General features: G+C 36.9%; 20 protein-coding genes and 1 pseudogene. 9 read left to right on the forward strand and 12 right to left on the reverse strand.

The genetic code is table 11. The annotated features are described in order from the left end of the window. The 11 genes and pseudogenes from AAIB49_RS11695 to AAIB49_RS11745 form a co-directional block, all read right to left on the reverse strand. Window positions 1-265: pseudogene (locus AAIB49_RS11695) on the reverse strand (hypothetical protein); the annotation flags it as partial. After that, entirely contained in the window at window positions 231-434 is a 204-nt protein-coding gene (locus AAIB49_RS11700; protein ID WP_343458138.1) for a hypothetical protein, read from the reverse strand. The gene AAIB49_RS11700 and the pseudogene AAIB49_RS11695, both read right to left, overlap by 35 nt. 93 nt (window positions 435-527) lie before the next feature. Further along, a complete protein-coding gene (locus AAIB49_RS11705) occupies window positions 528-743 on the reverse strand; it encodes a hypothetical protein (protein ID WP_343458139.1) in 216 nt (71 codons plus the stop codon). Between the two features lies 1 nt (window position 744). Then, window positions 745-987 (reverse strand): hypothetical protein, encoded by a 243-nt coding sequence (locus AAIB49_RS11710; RefSeq protein WP_343458140.1) that lies wholly within the window; start codon window positions 985-987, stop codon window positions 745-747. Window positions 988-1199: 212 nt separating this feature from the next. After that, on the reverse strand, window positions 1200-1424 hold the full coding sequence (locus AAIB49_RS11715) for a hypothetical protein (protein WP_343458141.1): 225 nt from the start codon (window positions 1422-1424) through the stop codon (window positions 1200-1202). Window positions 1425-1438: 14 nt separating this feature from the next. Then, on the reverse strand, window positions 1439-1567 hold the full coding sequence (locus tag AAIB49_RS11720) for a hypothetical protein (RefSeq protein WP_343458142.1): 129 nt from the start codon (window positions 1565-1567) through the stop codon (window positions 1439-1441). Then, the gene (locus AAIB49_RS11725; RefSeq protein ID WP_343458143.1) at window positions 1560-1829 is read right to left on the reverse strand and encodes a hypothetical protein; all 270 of its coding nucleotides are present in this window, start codon (window positions 1827-1829) and stop codon (window positions 1560-1562) included. The genes AAIB49_RS11720 and AAIB49_RS11725 overlap by 8 nt, the downstream gene beginning before the upstream one ends. 84 nt (window positions 1830-1913) lie before the next feature. Next, complete coding sequence (locus AAIB49_RS11730) at window positions 1914-2195, reverse strand: helix-turn-helix domain-containing protein (protein WP_343458144.1); 282 nt, start codon at window positions 2193-2195, stop codon at window positions 1914-1916. A gap of 129 nt (window positions 2196-2324) precedes the next feature. Continuing rightward, the gene (locus AAIB49_RS11735; RefSeq protein WP_343458145.1) at window positions 2325-2558 is read right to left on the reverse strand and encodes a helix-turn-helix domain-containing protein; all 234 of its coding nucleotides are present in this window, start codon (window positions 2556-2558) and stop codon (window positions 2325-2327) included. Next, the gene (locus tag AAIB49_RS11740) at window positions 2559-3272 is read right to left on the reverse strand and encodes a Rha family transcriptional regulator (protein WP_343458146.1); all 714 of its coding nucleotides are present in this window, start codon (window positions 3270-3272) and stop codon (window positions 2559-2561) included. Beyond that, window positions 3272-3499 (reverse strand): helix-turn-helix transcriptional regulator, encoded by a 228-nt coding sequence (locus AAIB49_RS11745; RefSeq protein ID WP_343458147.1) that lies wholly within the window; start codon window positions 3497-3499, stop codon window positions 3272-3274. The genes AAIB49_RS11740 and AAIB49_RS11745 overlap by 1 nt, the downstream gene beginning before the upstream one ends. Before the next feature lie 175 nt (window positions 3500-3674). On the opposite strand from AAIB49_RS11745, the gene AAIB49_RS11750 reads away from it, so the two are divergent. From AAIB49_RS11750 to AAIB49_RS11765, 4 genes are all read left to right on the forward strand, one after another. Next, a complete protein-coding gene (locus AAIB49_RS11750) occupies window positions 3675-4061 on the forward strand; it encodes a helix-turn-helix domain-containing protein (RefSeq protein WP_343458148.1) in 387 nt (128 codons plus the stop codon). A gap of 13 nt (window positions 4062-4074) precedes the next feature. Next, window positions 4075-4542: a hypothetical protein gene (locus AAIB49_RS11755; protein ID WP_343458149.1), complete on the forward strand. Its 468-nt coding sequence runs from the start codon at window positions 4075-4077 to the stop codon at window positions 4540-4542. Between the two features lie 94 nt (window positions 4543-4636). After that, window positions 4637-5074 (forward strand): ImmA/IrrE family metallo-endopeptidase, encoded by a 438-nt coding sequence (locus tag AAIB49_RS11760; RefSeq protein WP_343458150.1) that lies wholly within the window; start codon window positions 4637-4639, stop codon window positions 5072-5074. Further along, complete coding sequence (locus AAIB49_RS11765) at window positions 5071-6378, forward strand: site-specific integrase (RefSeq protein WP_343458151.1); 1308 nt, start codon at window positions 5071-5073, stop codon at window positions 6376-6378. The genes AAIB49_RS11760 and AAIB49_RS11765 overlap by 4 nt, the downstream gene beginning before the upstream one ends. A 237-nt stretch (window positions 6379-6615) precedes the next feature. Here AAIB49_RS11765 and AAIB49_RS11770 read toward each other — a convergent pair whose 3' ends face one another. Further along, window positions 6616-7458, reverse strand: a complete 843-nt coding sequence (locus AAIB49_RS11770; RefSeq protein ID WP_339215837.1) for an N-acetylmuramoyl-L-alanine amidase — start codon at window positions 7456-7458, stop codon at window positions 6616-6618. A gap of 394 nt (window positions 7459-7852) precedes the next feature. Between AAIB49_RS11770 and AAIB49_RS11775 the strand changes: the two genes are divergently transcribed. From AAIB49_RS11775 to AAIB49_RS11795, 5 genes are all read left to right on the forward strand, one after another. Then, window positions 7853-9583, forward strand: a complete 1731-nt coding sequence (locus tag AAIB49_RS11775; protein ID WP_339215839.1) for an ABC transporter ATP-binding protein — start codon at window positions 7853-7855, stop codon at window positions 9581-9583. Next, complete coding sequence (locus AAIB49_RS11780; RefSeq protein ID WP_211741686.1) at window positions 9573-11405, forward strand: ABC transporter ATP-binding protein; 1833 nt, start codon at window positions 9573-9575, stop codon at window positions 11403-11405. Before AAIB49_RS11775 ends, AAIB49_RS11780 begins: the two co-directional genes overlap by 11 nt. Before the next feature lie 63 nt (window positions 11406-11468). After that, entirely contained in the window at window positions 11469-12197 is a 729-nt protein-coding gene (locus tag AAIB49_RS11785) for an alpha/beta hydrolase (protein ID WP_211741687.1), read from the forward strand. 110 nt (window positions 12198-12307) lie between these two features. Beyond that, window positions 12308-12826 carry a YjcG family protein gene (locus tag AAIB49_RS11790; RefSeq protein ID WP_343458152.1) on the forward strand — a complete coding sequence of 173 codons (519 nt, stop codon included), beginning with the start codon at window positions 12308-12310 and terminating at the stop codon, window positions 12824-12826. Beyond that, complete coding sequence (locus AAIB49_RS11795; protein ID WP_339215842.1) at window positions 12823-13248, forward strand: GNAT family N-acetyltransferase; 426 nt, start codon at window positions 12823-12825, stop codon at window positions 13246-13248. Before AAIB49_RS11790 ends, AAIB49_RS11795 begins: the two co-directional genes overlap by 4 nt. The last annotated feature ends 4 nt before the right edge of the window (window positions 13249-13252 follow it).

Consider the following 13252-nt stretch of genomic DNA (forward strand, 5'->3'; position numbering starts at 1 on the left):
AATTTTGAGCTATAACTTCTGCAAGTCTGATAGATGGGCCTTCAACTTTAGTTCCACCTCTTGGGTAGCTGTAGACTGCCGTTTGCGCAAGTGAAGGTCTCTTACATGCATCCAAAATACGTTGTTCGGCTTGAAACACATTCCTAGGAAACTGACGAGCCATGAAAATCTGACCCTTAACTTCTTCCATTTCTCTACTTGCTGTAGATTGCGCTAGTGCGCTATTATTACTAGCTTGCTGATACTGTGCGGCTAATTCGCTCATTATTTAATTCCTCCTTATAATCTTCAAAAGCTCTGGTAGCATCTATAAAATCTCCTTTTGTTGTTCGCTGGTCATTCGCTATTGATTTGCAGATACCTATATAGATAACGTTTACTGGTAATTCAGGGTGATCTTTCACTAACTTGAAAAACCAATTGTAATAATTCACTTAAACCCTCCCCCTTGCCTTTATCACACGTTTTGGTATAATAAAGGCATATTAATCAGTCAAAAACCTTGGAACCTCGCTCGGTTCCTTTTTTTATGCAGCAATTTTGTAGGTAGCGCCAAGTTGTTCAAGGATTTCTTTACTTTGGGCAGTCAATTCTTCCACCAGATAAAAATCATCTTCTAGGACAAGAATCTCTTCCCCGACAAATACTTCATTACCAAGTGCATCCACACCATATTCCTCACGTTTAGGACTGTATGTTGGATGGCCTGTCCTTTCCATGTGTGTAATTGCAGGATGTTCCATGTCATACCTCCTTTCTCGATTCAGTATCATAAGTGATGATTACTGGCATATTCACAAGCGATTGATAAAGTTTTCCTTCTACGTAAATGTCATACTGTCTATCGATGGAGTCTGGAAATTCTGAAGTAAGATCCTTGATTTCAGTTACTTCTTTCGGCTCTCCGTCAATATAAAGTTTTTCGCCAACTTTCCAATAGGTGCCATCCATTGGTCTAGCCGACTCAATTCCAATAATTTTGTACATATTAGCCCTCCTTTCTGACCATATTTAACAGCAGGTAGTGAACACGCTGTGTGGGTTAGTCAACCCTTCCAAAGCAGGAACACCCAAGGGGTAAAAGTGCTCCTAAGCTCTGGAAGGAAGGACTAACAAGTCCTTGCCTTTTCAGAGGTTGAGTGATAGAATTTAATTACCGTGTATGCTCACTGATTGCCGTCAGTGGGTTATTTTTTTGTTTAATACCATGTGCCATCTGCTGCATAGTGCCACCAATCCCCATTCACGTAATATACTTCTAAGCATTTTTCTTCTCTATTTCTTTCAACTTTTACAATATGTGATAATGTGTAATCTTTTCGTTTTTCTAATCCCATGCTACGATTGTGTTTTGAGTAAACATCTAATAAAATCTGATACTCTTCATCAGTTAAGTGTTTTGCTACTGGTAATTTAGTAGTCATGCATTTACTCCTTTCTAACTAGCTATTATTACAGTAATGAAGATAATAACTGGAACTGCCAAAGCTATTCCGTAAAACCAAATACTGTCCGATACACTAATTTCATCTTCATCAAAGAAAAAGTTGTTTAGTTTTTTAATCATGGTGAATACCTCTTATAATTTGAATTTGTATCCCCTCTTGGCTCATGCGTTTTACAAGTTCGTTGTGACGATCAATAAAGCGCTTTTTGCGTGCTAAACTAGATAACTCATGAATTGATTTAATCGCATCTGTTAAACGATGTAATGCCATATCATAATTCCCGTGTTTCACATGCACATCAGCTAGCTCTTTGCACTCCTCATAGCATTTAAGATGTTGCTTTGCTGACTTCAAATCCTGTGGTAGTACTTGTTCTCTCATAAAACCCCTCCTATAAATGGCTAATGATGATACTTATTAAAGGTAAAACTGACATAACTAGTAGATAATTTTCATTTTGCTTCATTAGAAACACCATCCTATTAGAATTGTTCCAGCTAAAAGAGAAAGCTGAGATACCATGTCTGTAACTGCCGATAAATCTACTTGGCATGCTATGGCTATTAACATGTCCTGGGCATTTGTCTCTTGTACCCATCGAAGTAAATCCTTACCACGAATCTCTAACTTTCCACTTTCTAATTTTGAAATGTTGCTTCGAGACATATGTAACCTTCGACTTAGTGCGTCTTGACTCATACCTCTGCGCTTTCTCATTTGCCGGAGCGTTTGTCCGTCTAACTGCAAGGTCTCCCCTCCTTTCTAGGGGGAATGTTCCACCATGGAAACATTTCCGTCATGGAACCCAAATATTTAATTAATAGACTTATAATGTAATTACCGACCCCCACTCGGTAGATTGTTAGATTGCTTTTTTTACGGCATTAAAACTCGTAACTTGCCGTAATCTTTGTTTTGCTTTGGTTCATTTATGATTTCTGGTTGAGATCGCTTCTCGACCCACTCGTCTACCAAGTCTTTACGAAATACCCACTTCCTTCTGCCTGGGAATCGCAAGACTGGTAGACCTTCATCATGTACATATTTGCGTAGAGTGTTTACACAGACACCGATGTAAGCTGCTGTTTGTTTAGAATCCATTGTTTCCATTTAAATCACCTCGTTGAAGATTTGTTGACTGTTAACTTCATTGATTTCTATTTTTAGGCTTGTGGAAGGTTGCCACATTCCGATAAAACGCAATCCTTCTTCATATCTCTTTTTGGGTAAATCGCCATAGCGAGGGATTTCGAAATGATTTTTAAAATCTCTCCAAAATGCAGAGAACACTTTAAAAGCCATTCTTTTGTATGCAGGTGAACTTTTACCACCTAGTGCTTCAACGACAACTTGCTTACCTTTTTTATTCAACGTGTGTTCTTGAGCACCATCTATACGCATTGTTTCTTCTAGATTGGTAATTCGTTCATCATGTTGTTGAGTTTTTTCCTCAAGTTCTAGTGATAGCTTTAACATTTCGATGCGTTGCTCTTTTTCTGTTAGAGCTCTTGGTTGCTTAAGTTCTTTTTCCATTTGGTTAAATGCGTTCATGTACCGTAGTTTGAAATCCATAGCTTTCTTACCAGTGAAACCCATTACCAGTAAAGTGAAGCCGTCACGATTCATAAGATACTGGCGATATTTTTGTTTGTTTTGCTCGTGGACGTAAGTTGTCTCGAAAAATAGGTCTGCCCAATTTTCGGCAACCCCCTTAATAGCATCGATGGCTTCTAATACATGTTTGTGTTGTTTATCAAAATCTCTTGCAACATTTCTAGAACTTGTAACTACTTGATCATTGTTTTTAAAAACTAACTGATTCATTAGATTGCCTCCATTTCAATTTGTTCCTTAAAGGAACTATTGTTTTCAAAAAAAAGCACCCAGTTAAACTTCAATGTTTTAGCAATTGATTTTGCAACCTCAACAGATGGTGTTTTGTTTCCTTGTTCAATATGGGTGTAATGACTTCTTGAAATACCTGATAAGATAGCTACTTGTTCTTGCGTTAATCCTTTGCTTTCACGTATTTCTTTTAACCATTTTCTCATGTTGCACCTCCTTAGTTCCTAAAAGGAACGTCTTATTGATTATTATTATATGTTCTTAAAAGGAACATGTCAACATATTATCTTAAAAAACTTATACTTTTAGAAACAATTAATGAAGTTACTTAGAGAAACATATATAATTAGTAATATTAGTATGAGAAAGTAGTGGTATTTAATGAAAGAGTTCGGCAGTAGATTAAGAAGCTACAGAGAAAAACTTAAAGAAACCAATAAAAAATGGACTCAACAATATGTTGCAGAAAAAATCGGTGTTGCTAGAGTCACGTATACAGCATATGAAAACGGCACTAAAATGCCTCCATTTGATACAATCAACCGAATTGCTGAGGTGTTTGACGTAAGCACCGATTATTTGATGGGAAGAACGGATAACACCAAGAAAGAGAATGGCAAGTCAAATAAGGAAGTAATTATAGAAAAAATAGCTTCAGAGTTCCCTGACATAGACCTTATGTTTAAAGATATGGAGTCCTTAACAGCTAAAGAAATGCAGGAAGTTTATGAGTATATAAAATTTAAAAAGAGTCAAAAAGAGAAATAAAAGGAGGATTAAGGTGAAGAAATATCTATTAATCTTAATTTTTTTTGTACTTCTGGCAGCTTGCAATACAGAAACTGCTACAGAACCAGAGGAGTTTGAGGGAAACACAGAAGAAAAACGCAGTGAAATGTTAGACAAAGGAGTCGAATATTACTTAAACACTATGACAAATAAGTATTCGAGCGCTTTTACTTTAAGCACGACTAACGAAGAAAAAGCAAAATACTTAAACGAAGCAATAACAGACATTAATCTAGCTGTTCAAGATATAGAAGATAATTACGAAGAAGGTACACCGCCTACTCAAGAACTATTTGACTTAGCAGATTCTTTACTAAAAAGTATAGAATCCGAATTAACCGGAGACAGCGAAAGTGCTTATGATAGCTCTTATGATGCTGGGGTTCTCATTAGACAATTATCAGATGAATATCTTGGTGGTGAGTTGCCGTTTGGCATACAATTGCTGATGGATAAATAAATACAAAGACCGAAATTAGGTGTGCAATTAAATGTACACCCTCTCTTATACAAATTAACAGAACATACATTCTATATCGACAGGGGGTCATAGTTTGTATTCACATCTAGAAGATTTCATTCACCAACTATTACTATCTATACAAGTAACAAAACCAGAACATTTAGAGATGCATTCTATTGCAAGAAAATTAGGGGTAAAGATTACGTATGAAGAAAACAAAGTGTTTCGTTGTGAAAATGAAATAAATCTCACGAAAAGCACAAGAACCAAGGAATGGTATGATTTTGCTCATGAGTTATGTCACTATCTTCGGCATTGTGGAAACCAATTGGTCATGCATCCTTTATTTAGGCAATTGCAAGAATATCAAGCGAACCATTTCGTTTATCATTTTTGTGTTCCAACCTTCATGTTAGAGAAAATACCTTATTTAACAGCTAGTATTATCTCTCAAAAGTTTAATGTGGAATTTGATTTTGCACTTAGAAGATTAGAAATGCACCAGAATAGTAGGAGGTATTTAGGATGACATCCAAAAACAACAAAAAAAGAAAGGGCTATGCTAGACCTCGTGGTAACGGACGTTGGCAATTAGAAGTTGATGTTGGTAAAAAACTATATGGTAAGGGTAGAAACAGGAAATACAAAACCGTTACTGCTAAAAATGAAACTGAGGCGAATATTGAGCTTGCAAAGTTTATAGCCGAATTATTCGATAAAGGATACATGGATCTAGAAGATATTGGATTCGTTGAATTCGTGGAAAATGTTTGGAAACCTAAGTGCGCTCAAAAACGCTTATCTGAAACCACTTACGAAAACTATATGGGTTATTTAAACTCACGAATCATTCCAGCTTTTCAATATTTTCAACTAGATGAAATTAAACCGATTCATATTATTGATTTTTTAGCGAACTTAGAAGAAGAAGGAATGAGACTTACTAAATACAAGGATAAGAAAAAAGAAGAAGAAAATAAAAATAAACCTCTTGCTACCAGTACAATTTTGTATTATCACCGTATACTAAATAACATTTTTAATTTTGCAGTTGAGATTAAAGCCTTAGAAGAATCTCCGTTAAAAGGGGTAAAAAAACCTACAGTAGAGTATAAAGAAATAGAACCTTACACCATTGATGAAGCAATTACGGTATATCAAGCTCTCGATAAAGAGTTGTTACACTGGAACATAGCTTTCAAGCTTGCTATCGTCAGCGGTATGCGACGTTCCGAAATCTATGGATTAGATCTATTGAAACATATCGATTTGGATAGAAGAATACTTCATGTTCGGGAAGCTTTGACATATACTAAAGAACATGGGTATGTGATTGGAGAAATCAAAAAAGGTAGTAGACGTGCCAAGAGGCGTGATATTTCCATTCCAGAAGATTTAATAGGACCCATTAAAGAATTGATAGAACAACGATTAGAAGAACGGTCTCGCTTTAAGAAAGAGGAATTATGGCGAGAAGGAAAACACTTCTTGCTACTATCTCACGAAAATGGGGAACCTTTTAATCCAGATAGCATGAAAAACTGGTGGGAACGATTCTTGAAACGTCATAAGTTGCGATACGTTAATATACATGCTTTAAGACATACCATGGTTACATTATTAATTGAGTTAGGGATACCTCTATCGCAAATATCGAAACGTGCTGGACACTCTGGAATTAGCATCACAAATGATACTTACGGACATCGTGTCCAAACAATAGATGAATTGGCAACAACTAGATTATCCGAACTGCTAAATAGGAATGTAAAAGAGAAAGAAGACTTGCCGACAAACCGCCGACAACTTGACGGCAAGAAAATTGGTTCTTGATGATTTTTGATAGTTCGTAATCAGTTAAAAGTGTTGTAAAATAAGGGTTTTTGTGCTGATAAAATTCTTGTTTCCCCCTACTTCTACACCTTGACAGGGTGGAGGTCGTTGGTTCGAGCCCAATCGGAATCATCACTTCAAACAAAGCGATTCCTAAACGAATTGGGAATCGCTTTGTTTTATTAATTTACCCTACAGAGATTTCTACACAGGATCTATTTGATAACAGATACACATTCACCTAACTCTCAATCGATCTCCCGGATGGATAACATCACTTGTCAATCCATTCAAGCTCCTTAAGGCATTGACAGTAGTATTATAGCGCTGTGCAATACTCCATAATGTATCACCAGCTACAACCGTGTAATATACTGCCCCACCACTAACAATTAGCACTTGACCTGGGTAGATTGTGTCGTCTGTTAATCCATTTAAATCTTTTAATTGTTGCACTGTCATATTATGGGCTTGGGCGATACTCCACAGTGTGTCACCAGATTGTACGGTGTACGTACCAGGACCACCGCCATTCGATTTTCGTCTTAATCCTAGAGCTTGAGCAATACCATTAGCATGGCCTAGGGCAATGCGGGTTAAATAAGCATCAGATTTTAGCTTAGCTGCATCACTTGCATTATCAATAAAGCCATTTTCAGTTAGTACAGCTGGCATATTGGTCTCACGTAACACATGGAAGTTTGCTCTTTTCTTTCCACGATTTACAAAATCCACTTGCCGCATGATCTCCGCATGAAGCCTATCACGGTAGGTGACTGTATTACTGGAAACACTGCCATTATAAATATAGTCTTCGTAACCAGTACCACCACCAGCATTAATGTGGATAGATACAAAATAATCTGCTCCCCAGCTATTTGCATCATTTGTACGCTGAGCTAGCGTGCGTGAAGTGTCACTAGTACGACTCATGCGAATACTATGGCCGTCATAGTCACGATTAAGAATATCGCGAACTTTTAGGGCGATTGCTAGATTGACATTTTTTTCTTGCAATCCGTTCCCTACCGCTCCTGGGTCTGTTCCACCATGACCTGGATCTAAATAAATTTTAGACATTTCAAATCCCCTCCTACTATCTTTATATTAAAAGAGTGGCTTGCCCGATTGGACCAGCCACCTAGTACATCAGTTGGTTTTATTTCTATAACTGCATTACACTCAACCAACAGCATTCTATCAAGAAACAATCTAGTTTCTGATAAACTATTCATCATGATAAAATACACTAGATTCAGTAATTAGGAAATGGTGTCCTTTCACCCATATTAATAGATGGGCAACTCTCATTTTAGGAATTCACGGAACAACCATTCCCCTTTCCTTCTCCGCCATTTATTTCAAAACACGAAATAAATTCTTGGAACTAAATCAAATTATCCTTTATAATAAAAAAGCATTATATTTTTAAATTTAAAAAATTCATAATTTCGACAACGGGGGCATATTTCACGTGAAAACAGTTTTTTCCTTCTTAAAACCATATAAATTACCCGCAATTGTTGCTTTTTTACTCATGCTCGTTGAACTTGTCGTCGAATTACTACTACCATTTTTCCTTGGAAAAATGATTAACGATGGCGTAATCAACCAGGATTTAAACAATATTGTAATGTGGGGCAGCATTATGATTGGTCTTGCATTATTCTCATTTATTTCTGGAATCATTAATTCCTTTTATTCTTCCCATGTGAGTTGGGGGTTTGCGCACGACCTTCGTGAAAGACTATTCCGGAAAATACAGGAATTCTCCTTTGCTAATTTAAATCGTTTTCCAACCTCCCATCTCATGACCCTGTTCACAAACGACGTTCGGCAAATTCAGAATACGATTTTCATGGGGTTACGGATTATGGCAAAAGCACCACTTATCACTATCGGCGGTGTAATAATGGCGTTTATTGTTAATCCAAAGCTAGCAGTTATTTTTTTAATCACCGTACCACTTCTGATTGTATTTTTAGTATGGGTACTAAAAATTGCTTCTAAAATGTTTAACCGCGTACAGAACAGTATTGACCATGTAAACCGTGTCATGCAAGAAAATCTTGCAGGCATGCGATTGATTAAAGCTTTCTTTAGACGAGACCATGAAGAAAATCGTTTTACAGCTTCGAATACAAACTTACGCGATACGACCCGAAAAACATTTCGTTTTGTAGAAGCTTCCACACCAATCTTACTATTTGTCATGAACTTGAGTATTATTTTCATTCTTTGGTTTGGAAATGTACAGTCTGTTGCTGGTACAGCAGAGGTCGGGGATGTTGTAGCAATTGTAAACTATGCGATGCGAGTAGCGATGGCAATATCAATGTTTTCTTTCATTATAATGGCTATCTCTCGTACGAAAGCTTCCGCAGAAAGAATCAGTGAGGTTCTAGAAGAAAAAGTAGACTTACTTGATTCCGAAGATGCAACAGAAGAACAAAGTGTAACCAATGGAAAAGTTGAATTTAAAGATGTTAGCTTCCATTATCCTACTTCACGAGAATCGGTTATTCGCAACCTTTCCTTTACCGTTCAACCAGGTGAAAAGCTTGCTATTATCGGTGCTACTGGTTCTGGGAAATCTTCTTTATTTCAACTGATTCCAAGACTATACGACGTGACGGGTGGCGCTATTTTCATTGATGATAAACCAATCACATTCTATAAATTAGATGCGCTACGAAAGGCAATTGGCTATGTACCACAAAGCCCATTACTATTTAGTGGGCCAATTATAGACAATATATCCTGGGGTAAAGAAAATGCAACACAAGAACAAATTATCAAAGCAGCACAGGATGCCCAAATTCATGAAACGATTATGGAGCTTCCAAATCAATACCAAACAGAAATCGGTCAAAAAGGGGTAAACCTATCTGGTGGGCAAAAGCAGCGTATATCGATTGCCAGAGCACTAATTCGCAAGCCTAAAATCCTTATGCTTGATGATAGTACAAGTGCACTGGACTTAGCTACAGAAGCTAAGTTGCTAGATGCGATTCAAGACGATCTTAATACACTATTCATTATCACGCAAAAAGTATCTACGGCAATGAATGCCGATAGAATATTACTATTAGACGAAGGAAAAATGCTACACATTGGTACGCATGAGGAACTTCTAATAAAGTCTGAGTTATATCGAAAAATTGTGGAATCACAATTTGGAAAGGAGTATCTGAATGTCCATTAAACAGCAGCTTAAAGATCCTTTTCAATATGAGAAAATACCGATCGAAAATATTTCCGAAGAAGTAACGAAAAAAAGGGCAAAGAATACATGGGGTACAATTAAGCGAATATGGTCCTACCTTGCTCGTGAGAAAGCGAAGCTATGGTTCGTTATCTTCATGGTACTAATTAGTTCTGCCATGAGTCTACTTGGACCATTTATGGTCGGGAAGGCAATTGATGATTTCATAGTAGATAGGGAAGTAGCAGGCTTAGGCATGCTCATAATTGGTCTTCTCTTCGTCTATTTATTACATTCTTCATCCGTGTTCCTGCAGAATTATTGGATGATTGGTATCGCTCAAAATACGGTTTATGATTTACGATCTGAACTGTTCCATAAGTTTCACCGATTGCCAATCGCCTACTTCGATAAAAGGCAGCATGGGGAACTAATGAGCCGTATTACGAATGACATCGATAATGTTAATAACACATTAAACCAATCTGTTATTCAAGTATTTTCTAGTATATTAACATTACTAGGTACGGTTGGGGTCATGCTTTACTTAAGTCCATTATTAACACTCGTTACGATGACCATTATTCCGGTAATGTTTTTTGCAACCCGCTGGATTACCAAACGCACTGGGCCACTATATAAATTACAGCAAAAAAGACTTGGTGAACTAAACGGCTATGTAGAAGAAACGGTGTCCGGACAGCACGTCGTTAAAACCTATTCACAGGAAGAACGAGTAATCAATGAGTTTGAAGTCAAAAATAAAGATTTGAACCATTCAGGATTTTGGGCATTAACCATTTCTGGATTTATCCCAAAGGTAATGAACATGCTGAACTTTCTAAGCTTCGGGATGATTGCTCTTGTTGGCGGTATTCTTGCCATTAATACTACACTAGTAACAGTTGGTACTATTGTCATTTTCACCGAATATGCTCGACAATTTACTCGACCGTTAAATGAACTCTCTAACCAGTTCAACCTGCTTCTCTCTGCGGTTGCGGGTGCTGAGCGTGTATTTAATGTAATTGACGAAGAGGAAGAAGAACAAGATGAAGACAAAGCAATTGAATTACATCGTACTCATGGCCATTTCAAGTTTGAGAATGTGTCTTTCGGCTATGAAGAAGAAACTATCATTGACAATGTTAGCTTTGAAGCAAAACCTGGCCAGTCCGTAGCTTTTGTTGGTCATACTGGTGCTGGTAAAACGACCATCATTAACCTAATCTCTCGCTTTTATAATTATGATCATGGTCGTATTACACTTGATGGTATCGATTTAAAAGATATAAAACGCTCTAGCCTTCGTTCACATATGGCATTTGTACTACAGGATTCCTTCCTGTTCCATAATACGATTAGGGAAAACATACGATATGGTCGATTAACTGCTTCTGACGATGATGTCATTGAAGCAGCGAAGAAAGCAAATGCCCATGATTTTATTGTCCAATTACCTGATGGCTACGACACCATACTAGACCAAGAAGGCAGTGGAATTAGTCAAGGACAGAAGCAATTACTTACTATTGCTAGAGCCTTTATCGCTGAGCCTACTATACTTATTCTAGACGAAGCAACTAGTAATATTGACACCATCACCGAATTAAAAATCCAGGAAGCGTTGAAAGAATTAATGAAGGGTAGAACTAGCTTCATTATTGCTCACCGCTTAAACACCATTCAAGAAGCAGATCAAATTGTGATGTTGGAGCATGGAGCTATTTTAGAAAAAGGGAATCACAATGAATTATTAGACTTAAAAGAAAACTATTATAACCTATACAAAGGACAGCTTCGTGAAGTAGTCGGCAGTTAAGATTACAATGCAAGCAATTCGTGATAAACTAGTGCTATGTTAAATGCTTATGGGGTGAATATATTGGCAAGAAAAGGTAAAATGCTAGAAAGAGAAATAAATAGTAGTTATCTCGGTGAAACCATGACACTGAAGATTTATTTGCCGGAGGCTTTTTCACCATTGTATAAATATCATATCTGTATCATGCAAGACGGCAATGACTATTATCAGTTAGGAAGAGTAGCAACAGTTAGTGACCAACTGCACGATGAGGCGGAAATTGAAAATACTATTTTTGTCGGTATTCATTATAAAGACCGCTATGATCGGTTAAACAAATACCATCCGTCTGGTGAACAATATGATAGCTACTGTCATTTTATAATGAAAGAAGTTGTACCATTATTAGACGACTTCCTCCCTACCTATCATATGGGAGGCGCCCGAGCGTTAATGGGAGATTCGTTAGCTGGTACCTTTGCATTACTGCTGGCGATTAAGTATCCGAATACGTTTGGAAAAGTGATTATCCAATCACCTCTAGTCGATGATATCGTACTATCATTAGTTGATAAGGCTACTAACATTCAGGCATTAGATATTTACCACACCATTGGATTAGCAGAAACTAGTGTTCAAACGACGAGGGAGCACGATGTAGATTTTCTTACACCAAATAGAAAATTAAAAGAGCTGTTAGACCAGAAAGGATTAACTTATCACTATAAGGAAATTCCTAATGGTGAACACACCTGGAAATATTGGCAACAAGATATGAAACATGCTTTAAAAACCATTTTTACTGACTAATTTACGGGTTGTTGTAAATAGGTAAAAAAACACTTTCATTACAGCAGTTTTTGGTATAAATTAAAATGTACAAATGTACTCATACGGATAAATGAATAGGAGGTTTTTACATGAAATACGGTATCGCAATTTTTCCATCCAAAAAAATTCAAGATGAAGCTAACTCGTATCGGAAGCGTTATGATCCGCATTATCCATTAATTCCACCACATATCACGATAAAAGAAGCTTTTGAAGCAGATAATCATATGATTGAGGAATTAATACCAGAACTAAAACGTGTTGCTAACAAAACAAAAGCCTTTACTATTCGAATTAATAAAGTGAGTTCTTTTGTTCCTGTGACGAACACCATATACTTAAAAGTAGAACCTACACCAGAACTTACAGCGTTATATGAAAATCTTCATACGGGAAAATTCCCACAAAACGAGCGCTATACATTTGTACCTCATATTACGATTGGCCAAAAATTATTAGATGATGAATACTCGGATATTTTGGGTCAATTGAAAATGAAAAGCTTCCAATTCGAAGAAGTAGTTGATCGCTTCCAGCTTCTTTATCAATTAGAAAATGGTTCTTGGACGGTTTATGAATCATTCGTATTTGGGAAGGAACTTGTATGAACATCAAAATAGCTAAAACAGCTGAAGAAAAGAAACAGGCATATGACGTGCGTACAAGCGTATTTGTGAAGGAGCAACAGGTTCCGCCAGAAGAAGAACTGGATGAATTCGATGAAACAGCGATTCATTTCGTTGGATTCATGGATGAACAACCTATTGCTGCTAGCAGATTACGATTTGTTGAAGAATACGGTAAACTGGAACGGATTTGTATCTTAAAAGAATACCGTGGCAAATCGTTTGGAAGAGCCATGATGGAAGCCATGGAAGCGACAATTAAAGAAAAAGGTTATTTCAAAGCCAAATTAAATGCCCAAACCCATGCTGAGGAATTTTACAAAAAATTAGGCTACCACACTGTTTCAGGTGAATTTATGGATGCTGGAATACCACATGTGACAATGATAAAAGAATTGCAATAAACAG

The sequence above is a fragment of the Ornithinibacillus proteolyticus genome (assembly GCF_039581225.1).
Classification (GTDB): domain Bacteria; phylum Bacillota; class Bacilli; order Bacillales; family Amphibacillaceae; genus Ornithinibacillus; species Ornithinibacillus massiliensis.